Origin of the sequence: Bacillus sp. TH50, assembly GCF_016650565.1 — a bacterium.
GTDB lineage: Bacteria > Bacillota > Bacilli > Bacillales > Bacillaceae_G > Bacillus_A > Bacillus_A mycoides.
The window spans coordinates 2,633,260-2,654,124 of record NZ_JAEKFM010000003.1; the positions used below are offsets into that span (position 1 = coordinate 2,633,260).

General features: G+C 38.0%; 22 protein-coding genes and 1 pseudogene. 4 read left to right on the forward strand and 19 right to left on the reverse strand.

Annotation, left to right across the window (positions count from 1 at the left end; genetic code table 11):
- The 16 genes and pseudogenes from ppaX to JFU23_RS13915 all read right to left on the reverse strand — a co-directional run bounded on the left by ppaX (position 1) and on the right by JFU23_RS13915 (position 13,174).
- Positions 1-648: a pyrophosphatase PpaX gene (gene ppaX / locus JFU23_RS13840; protein WP_002112826.1), complete on the reverse strand. Its 648-nt coding sequence runs from the start codon at positions 646-648 to the stop codon at positions 1-3.
- 66 nt (positions 649-714) lie between these two features.
- The gene (lgt, locus tag JFU23_RS13845; protein WP_002034719.1) at positions 715-1,527 is read right to left on the reverse strand and encodes a prolipoprotein diacylglyceryl transferase; all 813 of its coding nucleotides are present in this window, start codon (positions 1,525-1,527) and stop codon (positions 715-717) included.
- Positions 1,528-1,551: 24 nt separating this feature from the next.
- Complete coding sequence (gene hprK, locus JFU23_RS13850; protein WP_002016091.1) at positions 1,552-2,481, reverse strand: HPr(Ser) kinase/phosphatase; 930 nt, start codon at positions 2,479-2,481, stop codon at positions 1,552-1,554.
- 156 nt (positions 2,482-2,637) lie between these two features.
- Entirely contained in the window at positions 2,638-3,018 is a 381-nt protein-coding gene (locus JFU23_RS13855) for a phage holin family protein (protein WP_002089574.1), read from the reverse strand.
- A 114-nt stretch (positions 3,019-3,132) separates the two neighbouring features.
- Positions 3,133-3,582, reverse strand: coding sequence for a DUF4275 family protein (locus JFU23_RS13860; RefSeq protein WP_002139156.1), 450 nt, complete (start codon positions 3,580-3,582; stop codon positions 3,133-3,135).
- Between the two features lie 58 nt (positions 3,583-3,640).
- Positions 3,641-6,511 carry an excinuclease ABC subunit UvrA gene (gene uvrA / locus JFU23_RS13865; protein WP_201032104.1) on the reverse strand — a complete coding sequence of 957 codons (2,871 nt, stop codon included), beginning with the start codon at positions 6,509-6,511 and terminating at the stop codon, positions 3,641-3,643.
- A gap of 5 nt (positions 6,512-6,516) precedes the next feature.
- Positions 6,517-8,493: an excinuclease ABC subunit B gene (gene uvrB / locus JFU23_RS13870; RefSeq protein ID WP_201032105.1), complete on the reverse strand. Its 1,977-nt coding sequence runs from the start codon at positions 8,491-8,493 to the stop codon at positions 6,517-6,519.
- A 151-nt stretch (positions 8,494-8,644) separates the two neighbouring features.
- A pseudogene (locus JFU23_RS13875) lies at positions 8,645-9,085 on the reverse strand (DUF4362 domain-containing protein).
- A 36-nt stretch (positions 9,086-9,121) separates the two neighbouring features.
- Positions 9,122-9,742 (reverse strand): hypothetical protein, encoded by a 621-nt coding sequence (locus JFU23_RS13880; RefSeq protein ID WP_201032107.1) that lies wholly within the window; start codon positions 9,740-9,742, stop codon positions 9,122-9,124.
- Positions 9,739-10,500 (reverse strand): MerR family transcriptional regulator, encoded by a 762-nt coding sequence (locus JFU23_RS13885; protein WP_002129901.1) that lies wholly within the window; start codon positions 10,498-10,500, stop codon positions 9,739-9,741. The genes JFU23_RS13880 and JFU23_RS13885 overlap by 4 nt, the downstream gene beginning before the upstream one ends.
- A gap of 100 nt (positions 10,501-10,600) precedes the next feature.
- On the reverse strand, positions 10,601-10,828 hold the full coding sequence (locus JFU23_RS13890) for a hypothetical protein (RefSeq protein WP_063219387.1): 228 nt from the start codon (positions 10,826-10,828) through the stop codon (positions 10,601-10,603).
- Positions 10,829-10,844: 16 nt separating this feature from the next.
- Positions 10,845-11,237, reverse strand: a complete 393-nt coding sequence (locus tag JFU23_RS13895; RefSeq protein WP_201032108.1) for an ATPase — start codon at positions 11,235-11,237, stop codon at positions 10,845-10,847.
- Positions 11,234-11,455, reverse strand: a complete 222-nt coding sequence (locus tag JFU23_RS13900; RefSeq protein WP_002089582.1) for a hypothetical protein — start codon at positions 11,453-11,455, stop codon at positions 11,234-11,236. The genes JFU23_RS13895 and JFU23_RS13900 overlap by 4 nt, the downstream gene beginning before the upstream one ends.
- Before the next feature lie 17 nt (positions 11,456-11,472).
- A complete protein-coding gene (locus JFU23_RS13905) occupies positions 11,473-11,790 on the reverse strand; it encodes a hypothetical protein (RefSeq protein ID WP_201032109.1) in 318 nt (105 codons plus the stop codon).
- An 83-nt stretch (positions 11,791-11,873) separates the two neighbouring features.
- Positions 11,874-12,071: a helix-turn-helix transcriptional regulator gene (locus JFU23_RS13910; RefSeq protein WP_000538358.1), complete on the reverse strand. Its 198-nt coding sequence runs from the start codon at positions 12,069-12,071 to the stop codon at positions 11,874-11,876.
- 80 nt (positions 12,072-12,151) lie between these two features.
- Positions 12,152-13,174, reverse strand: coding sequence for a YeiH family protein (locus JFU23_RS13915; protein WP_201032110.1), 1,023 nt, complete (start codon positions 13,172-13,174; stop codon positions 12,152-12,154).
- A gap of 152 nt (positions 13,175-13,326) precedes the next feature.
- Here JFU23_RS13915 and JFU23_RS13920 point away from each other — a divergent pair, with 152 nt between their 5' ends.
- The 4 genes from JFU23_RS13920 (at position 13,327) to abc-f (ending at position 17,089) form a co-directional block, all read left to right on the forward strand.
- The gene (locus JFU23_RS13920; RefSeq protein ID WP_201032111.1) at positions 13,327-14,220 is read left to right on the forward strand and encodes a LysR family transcriptional regulator; all 894 of its coding nucleotides are present in this window, start codon (positions 13,327-13,329) and stop codon (positions 14,218-14,220) included.
- Between the two features lie 51 nt (positions 14,221-14,271).
- A complete protein-coding gene (locus JFU23_RS13925; RefSeq protein WP_002016114.1) occupies positions 14,272-14,640 on the forward strand; it encodes a MerR family transcriptional regulator in 369 nt (122 codons plus the stop codon).
- Positions 14,641-14,644: 4 nt separating this feature from the next.
- Positions 14,645-15,190 (forward strand): flavodoxin family protein, encoded by a 546-nt coding sequence (locus tag JFU23_RS13930; RefSeq protein WP_002016115.1) that lies wholly within the window; start codon positions 14,645-14,647, stop codon positions 15,188-15,190.
- A gap of 264 nt (positions 15,191-15,454) precedes the next feature.
- On the forward strand, positions 15,455-17,089 hold the full coding sequence (abc-f, locus tag JFU23_RS13935) for a ribosomal protection-like ABC-F family protein (RefSeq protein WP_201032112.1): 1,635 nt from the start codon (positions 15,455-15,457) through the stop codon (positions 17,087-17,089).
- A gap of 283 nt (positions 17,090-17,372) precedes the next feature.
- On the opposite strand, the gene JFU23_RS13940 is transcribed toward abc-f, so the two are convergent.
- The 3 genes from JFU23_RS13940 to JFU23_RS13950 all read right to left on the reverse strand — a co-directional run bounded on the left by JFU23_RS13940 (position 17,373) and on the right by JFU23_RS13950 (position 20,778).
- The gene (locus tag JFU23_RS13940; RefSeq protein WP_002112849.1) at positions 17,373-17,684 is read right to left on the reverse strand and encodes a YbjQ family protein; all 312 of its coding nucleotides are present in this window, start codon (positions 17,682-17,684) and stop codon (positions 17,373-17,375) included.
- A 65-nt stretch (positions 17,685-17,749) separates the two neighbouring features.
- Positions 17,750-19,465, reverse strand: a complete 1,716-nt coding sequence (locus tag JFU23_RS13945; protein WP_201032113.1) for an ABC transporter ATP-binding protein — start codon at positions 19,463-19,465, stop codon at positions 17,750-17,752.
- Positions 19,466-19,593: 128 nt separating this feature from the next.
- Entirely contained in the window at positions 19,594-20,778 is a 1,185-nt protein-coding gene (locus tag JFU23_RS13950; RefSeq protein ID WP_201032114.1) for a PDZ domain-containing protein, read from the reverse strand.
- Positions 20,779-20,865 lie beyond the last annotated feature (87 nt).

The following is a 20,865-nucleotide window of genomic DNA, read 5'->3' on the forward strand; positions in this document are numbered from 1 at the left end:
CTACCCGTTAATGCGGGACAAAATCGGTAGTAAATCACTCATTTTATCTAGCACATAATCTGGTTTATACGCTTCTAAATACGCTCTACCTTTCAATGTCCATGAAACCGCTACTGTTTTCGTACCTGCATTTTGTCCACCGACGATATCATGATGATTATCACCAACCATCAATGTTTCTTCTGGCTTTGCATCTAATAATTCGAGTGCTTTTTGAAGTGGTTCTGGATGTGGTTTCACATGTTCCACATCATCAATCGTCACGACAACATCAAAAAACTGATCAAGTTTCGAAAGCTTTAATCCCATTTCAACCGTCTGTCTCGCTTTCGTTGTAACGATGCCGATCTTATAACCTTGCTTCTTCAATTCTTGAACCGTTTCATATACAGTCTCATACTCTTCCACTAATTCATCATGATGCTCATGATTAAATTGACGATAACATGTAATCATCTCTTCAACCTTACTTGCATCAATCTTACTAAAAGTATCATGCAAAGATGGACCGATAAATGGCAATACATCTTCACGCTTATACTGATTAGAATAATAGTGATTTAACGTATGTAAAAAAGAAGAGATAATAAGTTCATTTGTATTAATTAACGTTCCATCTAAATCAAATAACACTGTATTTATTTTCATCGTCCTTAATCCTTTCATTACCTGAATATGAAAGAAGCAGCATCCTATATAAGATGCTACTTTTCTCTAATTTTCTAAATATCTTTTATCAGCTTGCCCCATTTTTCGTCTCACAATAATGAAAATGATAGAAATAACAACAATTCCAATAGACATTACTTGTGCAATACGAAGTGGTCCTAACATTAAACTATCTGTACGCAAACCTTCTACGAAGAAGCGTCCCACTGAATACCAAATTAAATATGTGAAGAATAATTCACCACGGCGTAAATTCACTTTTCGTAACGCGAGTAGTAAAATAACACCTGCAAAGTTCCATAATGATTCATATAAAAACGTTGGGTGATAATACACACCATCAATGTACATTTGATTAATAATGAAATCTGGTAAATGAAGACCTTCTAAGAACTGTCTCGTTACTTCATCACCATGCGCCTCTTGGTTCATAAAGTTTCCCCATCGGCCAATTGCTTGTCCTAGTAAAATACTCGGCGCAGCAATATCCGCTAACTTCCAGAATGAAAGCCCGCGTCGTTTCGCAAAAAGGATTCCTGTAATAACAGCCCCGATTAAACCACCATGAATCGCCAAACCACCTTGACGAATATTAATAATTTGACTCGGATTTTGCGAATAATATTCCCATTCAAAAATGACATAATACATTCTCGCAAAAAGAATGGCAATTGGTACTGCGATTAATACAAGGTCGATAAATGTATCTTTGTGAATACCAAGCCTTTCTCCCTCGCGAGTTGCTAGCCAAAGACCTAATAGCACACCTGTACCGATAATAACCCCATACCAATAAACAGGGAACGGCCCAAGTTGGACTGCTATACGGTCAAGCTGTGGTACAGAACCTAACAGCATATATATGACCTCCCTCTCCAGAGTCTACTCTTGATTTCCTAACTCAATCGCACTCATTAATCGTTCAGAGAACTGTTGTGCCGCATTGACTCCCATACGTTTTAATCTGAAGTTCATCGCTGCTACTTCAATAATAACAGCCAAGTTTCGACCAGGACGAACTGGAAGTGTAATCTTCGTAAGTTCTGTATCAATAATCTTCATCTTCTCTTCATCAAGACCTAAGCGATCATAATTTTTCTTTTGATCCCAAATTTCAAGATTAATAACAAGTGTAATACGTTTATAATTTCGTACTGCCCCTGCACCGAATAACGTCATTACGTTAATGATACCTAGACCACGAATTTCTAATAAGTGCTCAATTAAATCAGGTGAGCTCCCTACTAATGTATCTTCATCTTCTTGACGAATTTCTACGCTATCATCCGCAACAAGGCGGTGACCACGCTTTACAAGTTCAAGCGCTGTCTCACTTTTCCCGACACCACTTTGACCTGTAATTAAAACACCAACCCCATAAATATCTACTAACACGCCATGAACAGCTGTTGTTGGCGCTAACTTACCTTCTAAATAGTTTGTTAAACGACTTGATAATCTCGTCGTCGTTTGAGCAGAGCGTAATAAAGGCACGCCTGATTCACGTGATGCTTGTAATAACTCATCCGGTACATCTTGATTACGAGTTACAATAATACAAGGCGTCTCCTCAGTACAAAGCGCTTTCATTCTCTCTTGCTTTTGCTCTGTCGTTAACGTATCAAAGAACGTAAGCTCCGTTTTTCCAAGAAGCTGCACACGATCAGCTGGATAATATGTAAAAAATCCTGCCATTTCAATTCCAGGTCGCGATAAATCACTCGTATCAATCGGACGATGAATCCCTTCTTCACCACTTACTAACTCCAATTGAAATTGTTCAATTAAATCTTTTGTCCTTACTTTCGGCATATGTATAAACCTCCACTCCGCTGCGGGTTCAGTCTCATTTGATGTGAAATTCCATTCTATCGGATATTGTACCATTTTTTTCTGGAAACAAGAAACTCGGTTTCTAATAAATAGAAAAAAACATTTCATATGAATCATGAAATGTTTTTCTTTTTGTCATTTTCTCTTTTTTTCATGTAATGGTTCAACAATTACTTTTTCAATTATCATATTAAAAATAGAAATACAAATTGCCGCAACAATCGCTACACCAAATCCAGATATATTAAAGGCGTCCCCTAATAACGAATCCGTCATCTTTAACGTAATCGCATTAATAACAATTAAGAAGAAACCGAAAGTTACAAGAGTAATCGGTAGCGTAATTAAAATTAAAAGCGGCTTTACAAATACGTTTAAAATCGCCAATATAATACTCGCAATAATTGCAGTTTGTATATTTGCTATGTAAAATGCGTCTGGTGCAACCCCTTTTAAAAGTCCGGATACAGCGATTAACACAACGCTATTTACAAGAAGTGATACAATCCATCTCATTTCCTTACACATCCTTTTAACATATATATTTCATCATACGCTAATAGACAATAAACGCAAGTATCATACGAGCGCTTATATCAACTTATTCTACCCTTCATGCTTGTATACCTATTAACATTTCCTTGTAAAATAAGGTCCACACCATCTATGTTCATGAGTTTTCACAAAGGTCCAAGTGAAATTTTCATCTACAATATAGATATCGCCTTTATACGCATCGTCTGTCTCACGTAATATATCATCCATACGTAATAAACTCGCATCCTTTATTAGCAGTACTTCATCACAATGTTGAAAGAAGATGTAACACTCCTTTTTCATTTCATTATGAAACATATTCTCCGCTTCTTTACCTTCTAAACACTTTTTCTTTTCATAACTGAATATGTGCCACAAGTAACCACAGCTATATTTATCCCCATATAAATGAATCTCTTCTTTCTCTTCATAACTCAAATGATTCGCAAAGTTATCCTCCCAGCGTTTTCTAAAGTATACGCCCCACTTTTGAAATTCCCTTACCTTCATATTTTTCTTTCTCAATACCTCTATAAACTCCATTTTCTCCCCCGATGAAATAAAAACCGAGTGCAATTCCCACTCGGCTTTCATTAACAACTTATTGTGATAACTCTACTTCTTTTATTTTCTCTTTCATTCTTGCTTTATCACGATCTAAAATCTCTTTTAAATACTTACCTGTATAAGAGCGCTCTTCTTTCACTACTTGCTCTGGCGTTCCGGAAGCAACGATTTGTCCGCCTTTGTCTCCGCCTTCTGGTCCAAGGTCAATAATATAATCAGCTGTTTTAATAACATCTAAATTATGCTCAATTACAAGTACCGTCTCACCACTCTCAACAAGACGTTGCAACACTTCTAGAAGGCGTGCAATATCATGTGCATGTAAGCCAGTCGTTGGCTCATCTAAAATGTATAACGTACGCCCTGTAGAACGACGATGTAATTCAGAAGCTAATTTCACACGCTGCGCCTCACCACCTGATAACGTCGTAGCTGGTTGTCCTAATTTCATATAACCAAGCCCTACATCTACAAGCGTTTGAAGTTTACGCTTAATCTTCGGGATATTAGCAAAGAACTCTACCCCATCTTCAATTGTCATCCCTAACACTTCAGAAATATTCTTATCTTTATATTTCACTTCTAACGTTTCACGGTTGTAACGTTTACCGTGACAAACTTCACACGGAACATACACGTCTGGTAAGAAATGCATTTCGATTTTAATAATTCCATCACCACGGCACGCTTCACAACGGCCGCCTTTTACGTTAAAGCTGAAACGTCCTTTTTGATACCCACGTACTTTCGCTTCATTCGTGTGCGCAAATACATCACGAATATCATCAAATACGCCAGTGTATGTCGCCGGATTTGAACGTGGTGTACGCCCGATTGGTGATTGATCAATATCAATCACTTTATCTAACTGCTCAAGACCTTTAATTTCTTTATGAGCCCCTGGCTTCGCTTTCGCCTTATATAGCTTTTGAGCTAATGATTTGTATAGTACTTCATTAATTATCGTACTTTTTCCAGAGCCAGATACGCCTGTTACTGCTACAAATGTTCCTAGAGGGAATGACATTTTCGCATTCTTTAAGTTATTTTCTTTCGCACCGACAATCTCCACTTTACGTCCGTCACCTTTACGTCTTTCAAGTGGTACCGGAATAAACTCTTTACCGCTTAAATATTTACCAGTTAATGAATTCTCGTCTTGCATAACTTCAGCTGGTGTACCTGCTGATACAACTTGACCACCATGAATACCTGCACCAGGTCCGATATCAAGTAAATAATCAGCAGCCATCATCGTATCTTCATCATGCTCAACAACAATTAACGTATTTCCTAAATCACGCATTTCCTGCAATGTACGAATAAGACGATCATTATCACGCTGATGCAAACCAATAGAAGGCTCATCAAGAATGTAAAGTACGCCAGTAAGGCGAGAACCAATTTGTGTCGCTAAACGAATACGCTGCGCCTCACCACCTGATAAAGTTCCTGCGGCACGACTTAACGTTAAATAATCTAAACCGACGTTCACTAAGAACCCAACACGTTCCTGAATTTCTCTTAAAATTAAATGCGCAATTTTTTGTTGTTTCTCAGTTAGCTCAACATTCGAGAAGAATTCCTGTACTTCTTGAACAGAATATTTCGTTACATCGGCAATCGTTTTATCACCAACGAAAACAGCTAAACTCTCAGGCTTTAAGCGTCCACCTTTACACTTCGGACAAGCTTGCTCTGCCATATATTTCTCCATTTGCTCACGAACATAATCAGAACTCGTCTCACGATAACGACGCTCAATATTCGGAATAACACCTTCAAATAAAATCTCATTTTCCTTTACTTGACCAAATTCATTCACATAGCGGAAATAAAGCTTCTCTTCCCCGCTTCCGTACAGCACTTTATCAAATAAATCCTTCGGTATATCTTTCACCGGCATATCCATATCGATGCCGTAATGATTACACACAGATTTTAATAATTGCGGGTAATATTGTGAACTTGTCGGTTCCCAAGGAGCAATCGCATGTTCATTTAATGATACATCCCAGTTCGGAATAACAAGTTCTAAATCTACCTCTAACTTCGATCCAAGACCATCACAAGAAGGACACGCGCCGAACGGACTATTAAACGAGAACATACGCGGCTCTAATTCTCCGATTGAAAAACCACAATGTGGACAAGCATGATGTTCACTAAATAGAAGTTCTTCCTCTCCCATTACATCGATTAAAACTCGGCCCCCGCCAAGCTTTAAAGCACTTTCTAGTGAATCTGCAAGTCGGCTTGCAATTCCTTCTTTCACAACAATACGGTCAATAACAACTTCAATTGAATGCTTCTTATTTTTTTCTAAAGTAATCTCTTCCGATACATCCAGCATCTCTCCATCAACGCGCACACGAACATAACCTTGCTTCTTAATATCTTCTAATACTTTCGCATGCGCACCTTTACGCCCTGACACGATAGGCGCTAGCACTTGCAACTTCGTACGTTCAGGATATTCAAGAACACGGTCTACCATCTGTTCCACTGTTTGTGATGTAATTTCAATTCCATGATTCGGACAAATCGGCGTACCAATTCGTGCAAATAATAAACGTAAATAATCATAAATCTCCGTTACCGTTCCAACCGTTGAACGAGGATTACGACTCGTCGTTTTTTGATCAATTGAAATCGCTGGAGATAAACCTTCAATCATATCAACATCCGGCTTATCCATTTGCCCTAAAAACTGGCGCGCATACGCAGATAAAGATTCCACGTATCTACGCTGCCCTTCTGCATAAATCGTATCGAATGCTAACGATGATTTCCCCGAACCAGACAATCCCGTCACAACAACAAGCTGATTTCTCGGAATGGTTACGTCAATATTTTTTAAATTATGCGCTCTAGCACCTTTTACAACAATAAAATCTTTACTCACTCTTTTCACCCTTCCGCTTTTAATTCTAATAGTAAATCTCTTAATTCAGCTGCACGCTCGAAATCTAATGCCTTTGCTGCTTCTTTCATCTCTGCTTCCATCTTCGCAATTGTATTTTCACGTTCTTTTTTCGTCATCTTCTTAGCTGGTGTTGCTTCATATATTTCCGTATCCTCAGCTGCTGTTGTCGCACGAATAACGTCACGTACTCCTTTTTGAATCGTTTTCGGCGTAATACCATGCTTTTCATTGTAAGCTTCTTGTATACTACGACGACGCTGTGTTTCTTCAATTGCAATTCCCATTGATCTCGTTATGCGATCTGCGTACATAATAACGCGGCCGTTTGCATTACGCGCCGCACGACCAATTGTTTGAATTAATGAACGCTCTGAACGTAGGAACCCTTCCTTATCAGCATCTAAAATAGCTACAAGTGATACTTCTGGAATATCTAATCCTTCTCGTAATAAGTTAATACCGACAAGTACATCAAACTTACCAAGGCGAAGATCACGGATAATTTCAATACGCTCTAATGTTTTAATTTCAGAGTGAAGATAATTCACTTTAATTCCTACATCTTTTAAATAGTCCGTTAAATCCTCTGACATTTTCTTCGTTAAAGTCGTAATTAATACACGTTCATTTTTCGCAATCCGGTCATGGATTTCTCCTAATAAATCATCTATTTGTCCTTCAATTGGTCGTATATCAATTGGTGGATCTAAAAGCCCTGTTGGACGAATAATTTGTTCTATTGCTTTCGGTGACTGCTCTAACTCGTACGGTCCTGGCGTTGCCGAAACGTAAATAACTTGATTCGTTTTCTCTTCAAACTCATCAAACGTGAGCGGTCTATTATCTAAAGCTGATGGCAGACGGAATCCATGATCAACAAGCACTTGCTTACGTGCTTGGTCCCCGTTATACATCGCTCTTACTTGCGGAACCGATACGTGCGACTCATCCATAACGATTAAGAAATCCTTTGGAAAATAATCTAAAAGCGTATACGGCGTTGAACCTGCTGGACGAAGTGTTAAATGACGGGAATAGTTTTCAATCCCTGAACAAAAGCCCATCTCGCGCATCATTTCTAAATCATAACGCGTTCGTTGTTCTATGCGCTGCGCCTCTAACAACTTACCGTTATCATTTAATTCTTTTAAACGCTCTTCTAATTCTTTTTCGATATTTTCAATAGCGACCTTCAGCTTTTCTTCACGTGTAACGAAGTGAGATGCCGGGAAGATTGCTACATGATCACGTTCTGCTAATACTTCACCCGTTAATGCATTTACTTCTCGAATACGATCTATTTCATCCCCAAAAAATTCAATTCGAATACAATGCTCATCAAGTGATGCGGGGAAGATTTCAACTACATCTCCACGCACACGGAATGTACCACGCTTAAAATCAATATCATTACGTCCATACTGTACATCAACAAGTTCACGAAGCAATTGATTGCGGTCCTTTTCCATACCAACTCGAAGCGAAACAACTAACTCGCGGTATTCTTCCGGAGAACCTAAACCGTATATGCACGAAACACTCGCAACGATAATAACATCATCTCGTTCAAATAAGGAAGACGTTGCCGAGTGGCGTAATTTATCAATTTCATCGTTAATTTGCGCATCTTTTTCAATAAACGTATCCGTATGTGGTACGTACGCTTCCGGCTGATAATAATCGTAATAACTAACAAAATACTCCACAGAATTGTTAGGAAAGAAATCTTTCAGCTCACTATATAACTGTCCTGCTAACGTTTTATTATGAGCCATTACAAGTGTTGGTTTCTGCACTTCTTTAATGACATTTGAAATCGTAAATGTCTTACCCGTTCCTGTCGCTCCAAGCAACACTTGCTTTTTCTTTCCACTATTAATTCCCTCTACAAGCTTCTCTATCGCTCCCGGCTGATCACCTTGCGGGGAATACTCTGAGATAATTTCAAATGGATGTTCCAACTAAAAACCGACCTCCTCATAAAAATCTGTATTATTATTTTACCACGAATGCCCATAAAAAACCTAAAAAAACGAACAGATATTCGGTAAAGTTTTCGACAAGTTATATATAGAAAAAGGAAGGAATAAATACTTCCTTCCTTTACTAACTCTATTTTTTAAGTACATATAATAAGTCATATCCATTGCGCCCATTTTCATTCGTACAATCTATTAACCTATATGCCGTTTCTGATTCACATTGCTCTTTAACAATCCTTTTACAACTATCTTTATGTAACCCTTTATGGTCACCAGCAAATTGATCTTGTCTATTATCTAACACATAAAGTATATCTTTCTCACTATGCTCTAACGTTTGAAAAATCGGGTCACCTTCATGTGTATACTGTACAATTCTTATTTTACCAACTTCCCCTTGTTCCACATTTCAAACGAACTTCTCGAATTTATCTAGATTAGAAATTTCTGCCCCCTTTGCAACGACATCATTCTTCTTATCAATTGCACTGCTAGGTTGTGAACATGCTACTAAACTAAAGAGAAATAGACATATAAAACCTGTTCTTTTCCTATCGTTATCCTCTCCTATACAAACTATTGGTATACTAGAAGAAGCTACTTTCCTCTATGAAAGTAGCTTCTTGTTTCCTTTCTCCTTCTTCGGAAAAATAACATATGAAAATGAAATCGCAGTATCCACTAAAAGAATAATAGCCCATACTTGGCTTACACGGCTTGCTGTTTTATTTAAAACGATTCCTGACTCTAACCAATTCCCCCACTGTTCTACTGGAATAAGCCCATACATGAAGAAAAAGAATATATGAACCGCAATAAACAAAATAAGATGTAAAATCCAATTTTTTATTTCCTGCTTCGCATGCGCCATCCCTGTTACTTCAAGTGGTTCTTCGATAATAGGCGCCGGTTCATTCCGCCAGTTCGCAACTAATTTTTGTACATATATGTCTAATTTCTTCAAATCCTTTTTCCCATAAAAAACTGCATATAATAAAATGATTACCGTAATGATTTGAAAATTAGAGAACTTCCCTGTTTGATAATAGTCCAATACCCCTAAAGTTAAAATAAACACTTCATTTATGAGTAGCACAATCCCCATAATAAAGCTCGCCTTTTTCAAGCGAAATCCATACCTTAGTAAAAAGAATCCAATAGCTGATAGCCAAAATACAATCTCTGCACCAATTAAAAAATACCATCGATATTCTGCGAGTATACTCATTTATCCCTCTCCCTTTCATCATATATACGAAAAGCCTCATCCATATATACTAGAAGCTCTTCCTCAATTGGATACATACTCATTTTCTGTGAATCTTCTTTTGACTTTCTTACTTCCCACAGTTTATCTAAAAATGCTTCATCACCATTTGCCATCTCTAAACACTTCTGCATTAATTTCTTTGTTGCGCCTTGTACTTCATCACATGATGCTTCCTTACCGTCTTTCATAAAGTTACGTAGTTGCTTCAATAAATTTACCCATTCTAAAACATTCGGATCTTCTTCACTCATGTTCGGCAAATTATGAAGCAACTTTTGTTCTCCCTTAGAAAAAACTTCATTTTGAAACATCTCACGTATCCGCGGAGACTGTTTCGAAAGCTGAATGAGTTCAAACATAACTTTCCAATCCAGTTCTCCCTCCACATCTACTGAATAAACAACTGCCTGTAAAATACGTTCCATTCGATTAAATTTTTTCTGTTCTTCCTGTACAAATCTAAGTTGCTTTTCAAGCGATACTTTTAAATTGAGCTCATCCGTTATTAACATATTCGTAATCTCTTTTAATGAAAAACCCATTTCTTTTAAAAATAAAATTTGCTGCAAACGAACAACATCTCTCTCGCTATATAACCGATGTCCTCCATCAGTTTTCCCACTCGGCTTTAATAAATCAATTTGATCATAATAACGTAACGTCCTTACTGTAACCCCTGTTTCCCTCGTTAGTTCTTGAATTGAAATCAACTCCATCACCTCTTCTCCTTCATTATAAAAGATGACGTAACGTAACTTTCAAGTGGTTTGTAAAAAAAATACAAAAAGCTGTTTATACCTTTTGTATAAACAGCTTTTATGGAAATAACCCCTTTTGTATAGTACGACCACAAAATAAAATAATTGCTCCTACAACAACACTTGTTGCTGTTTTATGATAATGCGCTAAAATTAATAAATAGTATGATAAACCTACAGCACCAATCATAATACATACACTTGGCACTGGATTACGAGAGAAGTTTTGTATTCCCCAAAACAAAGCAAAAATAGCCGTAGCGACACATAATACCGGTAATCCCATCCCAGTTCCCCTTTTTCTATCTATTCCTTGTTGCTAACACACTCGTCGATGCCATGCTTATTAATAAACCAAAAATAGCAATATATAATAACTCATTTACATGTACTACTTGCCTATCTAAATACTTATTTACACAAAGATACATAATGAACAAAAAAACGCAGCTTGTAATACAAATCGTAAAATATGACTTCATATTGTTCACAAATCGCTCATCAATTGACGGTACTCTCTCTTCTTTCAAACGCTTCTGTTCTCTATATTCCGAAATGCCATATAAAATGACTAGTGCTACATTCGATATGAAGATCGTTCCCCACGAAATACTTAAAATCATTAAACTCACATTTAAAACAAGACCCGCTAAAAACAAACTTCCTATGAACCGTATAATATCTTGCTTACTCATACATGATCAGCCTCTTTTTGATTTCTATATTTCCATTTCGGCCAATAGTTCACAAAGAAATAAACAAACTGTCCTAATACAAATAAAACAAACGGCATGCCCGCATTTCCATAAACAATTAAATTATACAAACTCCATACCGCTAAACTCATTGTTAAAAACAACCCTAAATATTTAAACGCTTTATCTGACTGAAATCTCTCAAATTCATCTTGCATTTTCATTCCTCCTATCGTTATGCTCGTTTTCCCGCCATTACTCCTATGATGAGACTACCAGCAAATAAGAAACTACATACAATGAATATTTCTGGAATCGGTATAGTAATTCGCCCTACCGCTTTGCTTGCAACAATATAAACAATAAGCAAAAGAAATACGAATATAAATGAGACATTTACATACTTTTTTATATTTTCATTTACCCGCTCATCTATATCTAGAAGTTCTTCTTTTTTGTACTTCCGCTTTTTGTAATTCGTATACAATATCAGAAATACAATTGCTAAAATGGTACTAACTATAAGCGATAACATCGGTATGGATGGGTCCATAATACGAACTAAAACGTCCCCTCCTCATAATCCTAAGACAGTAGCGATATACAACTTTTTAGTGTCGTTCATTTTCTCTCCCCTTACTCCAGCGTAAATATTTCCTCTACCTTCATCCCAAAATATTTGGCGATTTTTAGGGATAGCTCTAGACTCGGATTATAATGATGGTTTTCAATCGCCACAATCGTCTGCCGCGTCACCTGCATCGCCTTTGCCATTTCCACTTGCGTTATATGATGTTGTTTTCGTAATTCCTTAATTTTATTTTTCACACCCATAGGCTCCACCTTCGAAAGTAAAGATATCTTTACAAAAAAAGGTAAAAAAAAGAGACATCTATAAGATGCCTCTTTTTTTGCTACATAAATCCTAAAGCATACACAAGAACGTACCCAAGAACAGATAAGCAAACCGAGCCAATCAACCCTGCCACAAATGCCCTACTTCCTAATTTGCGGAACGTTTTAAACTCTACATTTAAACCTAGCCCTGCCATTGCCATTGCAATAAGCATGTACGCAATTACTACAATATATCCGGCAACAACTTCTGGGATAATCCCAATCGAATGCACCGCACTCATTGCTAAAAATCCGAAGATGAACCAAGGAATCGGAAGGTCGCGCCACGATCTTTTTCCCTTGCTTTCCTCGCTCTTACCAAACCATAATCCAATTAAAATCGCTACTGGCACAAGCATCGCTACGCGCGTTAACTTCACAATAACCGCGATGTCTACAGCCGTGCTACCTCCTGGCGCTGCAGCCGCGATAACGTGAGCGATTTCGTGCAGCGTCGCCCCTGAGAACACCCCGTAACCGTAGGGTGAGAAGCCAAGCACTGGGTATAATAGCGTATAAATAAGTGTAAATATTGTACCTAAAATTGCAATAATTGCTGCCCCGACTGCTGTTTCTTCATCTTTCGCTTTCACTTGCGGTGCAATTGCCACGACCGCTGCAGCTCCACAAATTGCCGTCCCACATGCTGTTAAAATTCCAAGTTTCTGTTCTACTTTAAATACTTTCGTTAGTCCATATACAACGAAAATTGTAAATGTAATAACAACCGCTGCGATGACCAATACTTTCGGCCCCGCCTTCGCAATATCTACAAGATTTAACCTCATTCCGAGTAAGATGATCCCAAAGCGTAGCAACTTCTTACTCGCAAAGTTCGTTCCCGCTATCGCTTCTTGAGGAATCCCGATTGCCGCGCGCCAAACCATCCCGATTAGAATAGCGATTACTAATTGTCCCATAATATTTAAAAATGGAAGCTCTGCTAAATATTTCGCGGCGATTGCGATTAATAACGTAATCCCAATACCTTGCGAAAATCCAAAGCCCTTCTTCTTTTGTATAACAAGTGTTTGTTCCACTTTGTACCACCCCAATAATCGTATTGGAACATGCATGTTCTTTCTAGTTACATTATAAGAGAGTTTTAATAATAAGTTTAATATCAATATTGAATACCTATCATCAGAAATACTTATGATAAAATAAAAGCAAAAATAAAGGGGCCTAACAAATGAACGTCGACATTTTAAAGATCTTTGTTACTGTCATTGAACAAAAACATTTTTCGCGTGCTGCGGAACTATTAAACCTTTCACAACCTGGCGTTAGTATGCACATTCGCAACCTGGAAAATGAATTTGGGACTACACTTATTCAGCGCTCCCCAAAGCACGTCCAAGTTACGGAAGCTGGAAACATATTATACATACACGCAAAGCAGATGCTCTCACTTTATGAAGATGCAAAACAGGAAATTAATGCGCTCCATAACGTCGTAACAGGAACACTTCGCATCGGCGCTAGCTTTACAATTGGCGAATACTTACTTCCAAAAATACTTGCGCGCTTTGCCAATGAAAATGCACACGTCGAAGTTCATACATTTATCTCCAATACGGAAGAAGTTTTGCAAAGCCTCCGCTCTAATCAAATTGATATCGGCTTAGTGGAAGGCCAAGTCGTATACGCTGACGTAGATGTTGAAACTTTTATGCAAGATGAAATGAAACTCGTCGTCCCGCCAAACCACCCATTGCTCCATATCAAGGGGATTAACGAAAATGCATTGCAAGACCAAGTCTGGGTATTAAGGGAGAGCGGCTCTGGCACACGTGCCTATAGCGATCGATTTATACACCAACATCATTTAAAAATGAAACGCTTCTTTACATTTAGCAGTATTCAAAGCGTGAAGGAAGCCGTTGCAGCCGGTCTTGGCATCGCCATCCTTTCAGATTGGACTGTTCGAAAAGAACTATTAGCAAAAGAACTATTCCACATCCCTGTTCCGAACGAAGAGCTAATCCGTCCATTCTCCATCGTGCGCGGCAAATATTTTATCCCGTCTAAAGCTATTCAAGTCTTTTTAAAACACGTAGATTCTTTTGCGAAAAAACAGAGTTGACCTTCACATTAGTGTGAAGGTTTACAATACATGTAAAAGGAGTGAAACGCATTGCGAATTGGAGAGTTATCAAAAGAAACTGGGGTTAGCGAAAGGGCACTAAGACATTATGAAGAAAAGGGATTACTCCCTTCGAAACGCCTAGCAAATGGCTACCGTGATTTTGATGAAAGTGCAATCGAAAAAGTAGAGCTGATTCAAATGTACTTGCAAATCGGCTTAAATTTAGAAGAAACAGAACGAATGCTACGTTGCCTTGAAATCGAGCCACATCTTTACGAAAATCCGTGTAGTAGTATCCTTGCACTTTACGAAGACAAACTTGATGAGGTAACGAAGCAAATCACATTACTTTCCAACATTCAAACGAATTTACAAAAACACGTTTCACTCCTAAAACAAGCAAAAGAAAAGGGATGATTACATGTTTGTTATACATGGCAGTTCAAGACAAAACGGAAATACGGAAGCTTTAACACATATGGTGATTGATGGGATTGAAACAGAACAAATTTACTTGCGTGATCATATCGTCCACCCAATCATAGATCAGCGCCATGATGTAGAAGGATTTCAACCTGTAAATGATGACTACGAGCAGTTAACCAAACGCATGCTAGAGCACGACACGATTATCTTCGCTACACCGCTATACTGGTACGGAATGAGCGGCCACATGAAGAACTTCGTTGATCGCTGGTCACAAAGCTTGCGTAATAAATCTCTTCATTTCAAAGAAAAAATGAAAGGCAAAAAAATGTACGTTGTCATCGTTGGCGGAGACAGTCCAAAACTGAAAGCATTGCCGCTTATCGCCCAGTTTCAATATATCTTTGATTTTGTTGGTTCATCATTTGAAGGGTATATTATTGGGGATGCGAATGGACTAGATGAAATCAAGAACGATGCTGAGGCACTGGCAAAAGCACAATTGTATAATAATAAATTCAAAAATAGCACACAGAAATAAGTTTGACAAATCCATTTGTATGCGCATACAATAAAAATAATATTATGAAAGGAAGGTACTTTGACCAATGAAGTTCTAATTCTCTTATTTATTTCATCCATCACAAATAGTGAACAAAAATGATGAAAACTAGCAGAGGATTAGTCTGTCCATTTGTCGATACTTTCTTTCGATACGATCATGTAAAAAATCGTTTATTTATGTACGATTTTTACATTGAAGGGCGACATTTATCCTCTCTAGTGAAACTAGGGAGGTTTTTTTATGACTATTTTAATCGCACGTAATATCGAAAAGAGCTTTGGTGATCGCACCATATTTACGTTACCGTCACTAGAAATTCAAGCAAACGATCGTATAGGAATTGTCGGAGTCAACGGAGCTGGAAAATCTACGTTATTACAAATATTAAGTAAAGAAATAGAAGCTGACAAAGGCACAGTAACTCACCATAGTTCTATCGCCATCATTCCACAGCTTAGCGAGGGGATACCGGAAACCGCTTCTTCCCTCGCTAAGGGCAAATGGAATATTTCAAACGTCGCAAATTCAATGAGCGGGGGTGAACGAATGCGCCTAAAGATCGCCCATGCCCTCGAACAAGATGCAGGCATTCTATTTGCTGATGAACCAACAAGTCACTTAGATATGTTCGGTACAGAGCAATTAGAAAAGGCACTTTTATCTTATAAAGGTGCACTTGTTTTAATATCGCATGATCGTGATCTTTTAGATGCCATATGTACAAAAATCATCGAAGTTGAAGACGGTACTATTCAAGAATATAAAGGTAATTATTCAAACTATCGAAAGCAAAAAGAACGTGAGCGAATACAAAAGCAGGCAGAATATAATCAATATATACAAGAAAAAAATCGGTTAGAACAGTCAATTTCACAAAGAAAGCAACGTGCTTCTAGCATGACAAAAATCCCAACACGGTTCAGTTCATCTGAATCTAAACTTTATAAGTGCAGCGGGGCTCATGGGCAAGAAAATGTTAGCAAAGTAGCGAAAGCACTAGAAACACGCCTTGAAAAGTTGGAACAGAAAGAAAAACCGAAGGACTTTTCTCAAGCTCAGTTTGACGTACAATACCACACACCAATTCATAGTAAAGCAGTTGTTCAGTTTAATAAAACAACGAAGAAAATAGGGGATCGCACATTATTTAAAAATATGAATGGAACAATTGTCCCTGGGGCAAAGCTTGCTATTCTAGGGGAAAACGGAAGCGGAAAAACAACTTTGTTCAAAATGCTTCTCGCGAACGAGCGTGGCATTCAGCTTTCGAAAAGTTGTAAAATTGGATACTTTGGACAAACATTATCTATTTTAAAAACAGATAAAACAATTTTAGAAAACGTTCTAGAAGAAACAAACTATACAGAATCGTTCGTTCGAACAATACTTGCACGGCTCCTATTCCGCCGTGAAGATGTTCATAAACCTGTGCACATCTTAAGTGGTGGAGAACGCATGAAGGTTGCACTCGCAAAAGTATTTTTAGGAAACTATAATATGCTTCTGCTCGACGAACCGACAAACTATTTAGACTTGGCAACGCAAGAAGAATTAGAAAGCATGTTACAGGAGTATCCTGGTACAATACTTTTCATTAGCCATGACCGTGCCTTTATTCGTTCTGTTGCAAACCATATTCTACAAATAGATGAGAGCGAACCAAGAATATTCCACGGCAATTACGAGCAATACACAAAAAGAACCACCCAAGCTTCTGTAAACGTTACTGAACAAGAATTATTGCGATTACAAACAAAATTAACAGAAATCATCAGCCGGATTTCTATCCCAAATCAGCATGATGACATCACATTTCTCGAACAAGAATACGAAAAATTATTAGTTCGAATTCGGCAGTGTAAAGAAGCGCTCTAATGTCTTCCCCATATATCGACGGGACCTTCCGCATTTCCCAAGAAATATCGAGGCTTCGACATAGAATATCACCCTACCTATCATTTTAGACACAATAACAACAAAAAGCCGTGCACCAGCACGGCTTTTCACTTTATCCCGCTATTTGTGGGCAGTAAGACTCCCACCTCAAAATTCGGCTTGAGCAAAGAAATTAGGTGGGCGTCGGGCTGCCCGTAAACGCCCGATTGGTGAGGGCTAATAATCAGTGGGGGATGAACCCCCCACTGATTAAAGTTTCACTTTATATACGGACAGCAGTCCCGCTCACCGCAACCATTAGCATTCCTTCGCGAACTACTTCGTAGTCCACATCGATACCAACAATGGCGTTCGCATTTTTTTGTCTTGCGAGAGTTTTCATCTCTTCCATTGCAATGTCGCGCGCTTCTTTTAATTTACTTTCGTAGGCGCCTGCGCGACCACCGACAACGTCACGGACAGAAGCGAAAAGGTCACGCACGATATTCGCACCCATGATTGCTTCGCCATTAACGATATCGATATAATCAATAATTTCTTTCCCTTGAATTGTAGAAGTTGTTGTTACAATCATGCTTTGTAGCCTCCCAAATAAGATTTCCACTTACTTATGGTGCACTAATTCAGCAGAAATTATATTTACGAACTAAACTGCGCCTCATACAATCGGCTGTAACCCTCGCCTCGTTTGATTAGTTCCTCATGTGAACCTTGTTCTGCAATACCGTCTTTATTTACAACGACGATGCGATCTGCATTTTTAATAGTTGCAAGCCTGTGAGCGATAACTAATGTTGTACGGCCAACAGATAGTTCTGCAAGTGATTTTTGGATAGCAAGTTCTGTCTCTGTATCTAGCGCAGAAGTTGCTTCATCTAAAATTAAAATTGGCGGGTTCTTCAAGAACATACGTGCAATCGCTAAGCGCTGCTTTTGTCCTCCTGAAAGTTTCACACCACGCTCACCGATAACTGTATCTAAACCGTCTGGTTGCGAGTAAATTAAGTCCTCTAGCTGAGCACGTTTTACCGCCTGCCAAATTTCAGTTTCTGAAGCTTTTAAGTTTCCGTAAGCGATATTTTCACGAATTGTTCCTGAGAATAAGAAAACATCTTGCTGTACAATTCCGATTTGCTTACGAAGTGACGATAACGTCATCTCTTTAGTGTCAATGCCATCAATTTGAATTGATCCAGATGAGTGTTCATAAAAACGAGGTAATAAACTACATAGTGTTGTTTTCCCTGCCCCTGATGGTCCAACGAAAGCAACTGTTTCACCTGCATGTATTTTCAAACTAATATCGTTTAAAATCGGCTCTTTATTTTCATATCCGAACGTGATGTTATTGTATTGAATATCGCCGTGTACATGTTTAACTTCTATTGCATCTTTAGAATCTACAATATCCGGCTCTGTTTCCAGAAGTTCTACATATCTTTTAAAACCAGCGATTCCTTTCGGATAACTTTCAATAACCGCATTAATTTTTTCAATTGGGCGGAAGAAAATATTCGTTAATAAAACGAATCCAATAAATCCACCGTACGTTAATTCACCTTGCAGAACAAACCATGTACCACATATTAATACAAAGAGTGTTACAAGACGCATCAGCATATAACTAATCGATGAATTTAACGCCATAATTTTATACGCCATTAATTTTGTTGTACGGAAACGAGCATTATTTACAGCAAATTGCTCTTGCTCAAACTTTTCATTTCCGAATGCTTGTACAACGCGGATACCACCTACATTGTTCTCGATACATGCATTGAAATCAGCAACGTCTGAGAATAAACGTCTAAACGTACCTGTCATTTTTTTATTGAAGTAAAGTGCCAACCATAATAAGAACGGGATTACGAAGAATGTTAGAAGTGCTAACTTCCAGTTAATCATCATCATAAATGAAAACGCTCCAACTAAAGTCATAATGGCAATGAATAAATCTTCTGGTCCATGGTGAGCAATTTCCCCAATTTCCATTAAATCGTTTGTAAGACGTGAAATTAAATGACCTGTTTTATTATTATCAAAAAATCTGAATGATAGCTTTTGAATGTGATCAAATAATTTCTGCCTCATATCTGTTTCAATGTTAACCCCAAGCATATGTCCCCAATATGTAACGACATATTGCAAACCTGCATTTAGCACATAAACTATGAACAAACCGAAACAAGCCCATAAAATAAGCGTCCAGTTTTGTCCTGGTAATAACTTATCAATAAATTGATTTACGATAAGCGGGAAACCAAGTTCGAGTAAGCCTGCGATAACTGCACAGGAAAAATCAAGTATAAATAAACCTTTGTACGGTTTATAGTAAGAAAAAAATTTACGTAGCATATTTTTCCTCCCTTTTCCAAATTAAAAGACTCCCTAAATGATAACCATTATCAAATAATTATTCAAGTTATCCGTCTATGAAACTAAAAAAACCTTCATCTGTGTTTGATGAAGGTTCCCATTTTATTTTACATCGCTTCCGAATCCCACTCATGCTCTTGCTGGACAAACACAACACCTAATTCATGATGTCCCCCAGCATATAACGCCGTTTGAGCAAGACGAAGCTCACCATTTGTATCTACTACTTCTAATTTACAAAACGCCCCTGTCGTCTTCGTTTGAAGCGCGTCATAAAACTCTTCGGTACTTCTTGGAATGACTCCATTTACTTTCGTAATAACTTCTCCAGGCTTTAAATGCATCTCTGCCCCAATTGTATTAGGAATTGTATCTAACACAACAAGTCCATCATTACGTGCGGCAAAGTATGCTGGTCTTTTCTCGTCTGCAATTTTCTCTTGCATCGAGATTGTAAAGCGTCCAAGCATTGCGACTCCCATCGCGATAATTGCGAGTACGTGCCACCAGTAACTTGCGATACCTAAAACGAGTACGAGCCCCGCTAATCCATAGACACGTCTTCCTGTAAATAATAAAGCTTCTGTCGGCTCATAACTTCTAACCTTTCTCATAAATCCAATTAAAAATGGAACGAGGAATAAAGAGTATGTAGTTGAACCGATTGAAACGACAGGCCACCAAGGGATAAATGCTGTCACCGCATCTCCTGGTATAAGAATAAATACTGGTACAAGCCATAAACGATTTGATTCATGTAGTCCAATTCGTAGCCCACGCTTACCTTTGTTAATTTTCGGCGTAGAATAGCGAACTGCATTTTTAGAGATTAATAACCCCTCTACAACGAGCATAACGCCTAGTAAAATAGCGAGGGATACAATCGTACCCTCTTCACCTTCTCCAAGCTGTAAGAAGGAAACTCGCATCTTAGACGATAACAATACGAGTGCAATAGCGATTCCGAAAGTATAAGCTACAGATAAATATCGATACATAGCAGTTAATCCAAATAATAACGTCCAAAGTAAAATTGCCCATAAACTCGCTTTTGAAACAACTAGCCCGAGTCCAATCGTAATAATAGATACGATTAATCCGTACCCAATACCTGCAAATAGAGTTGTTCGTAGTTCAAACCAAATATCATATACTTTAAAAGAAAAATCTTTTCGTTCTCGTAATATACGTAAGTATCCAACGAAGATACTACTAATTAAAAATACATAGACAGCAGGGTGTAAGAAAAAACGTCCAACTGCTCGTAGTATTTCAAAAAGCCATGCCTCCACGAATTCATTCACCACCATTTATATCATTTTTTCTTTTTATCTTATCATATTTAACACATAAAAAAATACAGGCATCAAAGTGCCTGT

Bases quoted from the DNA above. Each gene is read 5' to 3' on its own strand.
- ppaX (WP_002112826.1), bottom strand. From the start codon at position 648: ATGAAAATAAATACAGTGTTATTTGATTTAGATGGAACGTTAATTAAT.
- lgt (WP_002034719.1), bottom strand. From the start codon at position 1,527: ATGCTGTTAGGTTCTGTACCACAGCTTGACCGTATAGCAGTCCAACTT.
- hprK (WP_002016091.1), bottom strand. From the start codon at position 2,481: ATGCCGAAAGTAAGGACAAAAGATTTAATTGAACAATTTCAATTGGAG.
- JFU23_RS13855 (WP_002089574.1), bottom strand. From the start codon at position 3,018: ATGAGATGGATTGTATCACTTCTTGTAAATAGCGTTGTGTTAATCGCT.
- JFU23_RS13860 (WP_002139156.1), bottom strand. From the start codon at position 3,582: ATGGAGTTTATAGAGGTATTGAGAAAGAAAAATATGAAGGTAAGGGAA.
- JFU23_RS13880 (WP_201032107.1), bottom strand. From the start codon at position 9,742: ATGAGTATACTCGCAGAATATCGATGGTATTTTTTAATTGGTGCAGAG.
- JFU23_RS13885 (WP_002129901.1), bottom strand. From the start codon at position 10,500: ATGGAGTTGATTTCAATTCAAGAACTAACGAGGGAAACAGGGGTTACA.
- JFU23_RS13890 (WP_063219387.1), bottom strand. From the start codon at position 10,828: ATGGGATTACCGGTATTATGTGTCGCTACGGCTATTTTTGCTTTGTTT.
- JFU23_RS13895 (WP_201032108.1), bottom strand. From the start codon at position 11,237: ATGAGTAAGCAAGATATTATACGGTTCATAGGAAGTTTGTTTTTAGCG.
- JFU23_RS13900 (WP_002089582.1), bottom strand. From the start codon at position 11,455: ATGCAAGATGAATTTGAGAGATTTCAGTCAGATAAAGCGTTTAAATAT.
- JFU23_RS13905 (WP_201032109.1), bottom strand. From the start codon at position 11,790: ATGGACCCATCCATACCGATGTTATCGCTTATAGTTAGTACCATTTTA.
- JFU23_RS13910 (WP_000538358.1), bottom strand. From the start codon at position 12,071: ATGGGTGTGAAAAATAAAATTAAGGAATTACGAAAACAACATCATATA.
- JFU23_RS13920 (WP_201032111.1), top strand. From the start codon at position 13,327: ATGAACGTCGACATTTTAAAGATCTTTGTTACTGTCATTGAACAAAAA.
- JFU23_RS13930 (WP_002016115.1), top strand. From the start codon at position 14,645: ATGTTTGTTATACATGGCAGTTCAAGACAAAACGGAAATACGGAAGCT.
- abc-f (WP_201032112.1), top strand. From the start codon at position 15,455: ATGACTATTTTAATCGCACGTAATATCGAAAAGAGCTTTGGTGATCGC.
- JFU23_RS13940 (WP_002112849.1), bottom strand. From the start codon at position 17,684: ATGATTGTAACAACAACTTCTACAATTCAAGGGAAAGAAATTATTGAT.
- JFU23_RS13945 (WP_201032113.1), bottom strand. From the start codon at position 19,465: ATGCTACGTAAATTTTTTTCTTACTATAAACCGTACAAAGGTTTATTT.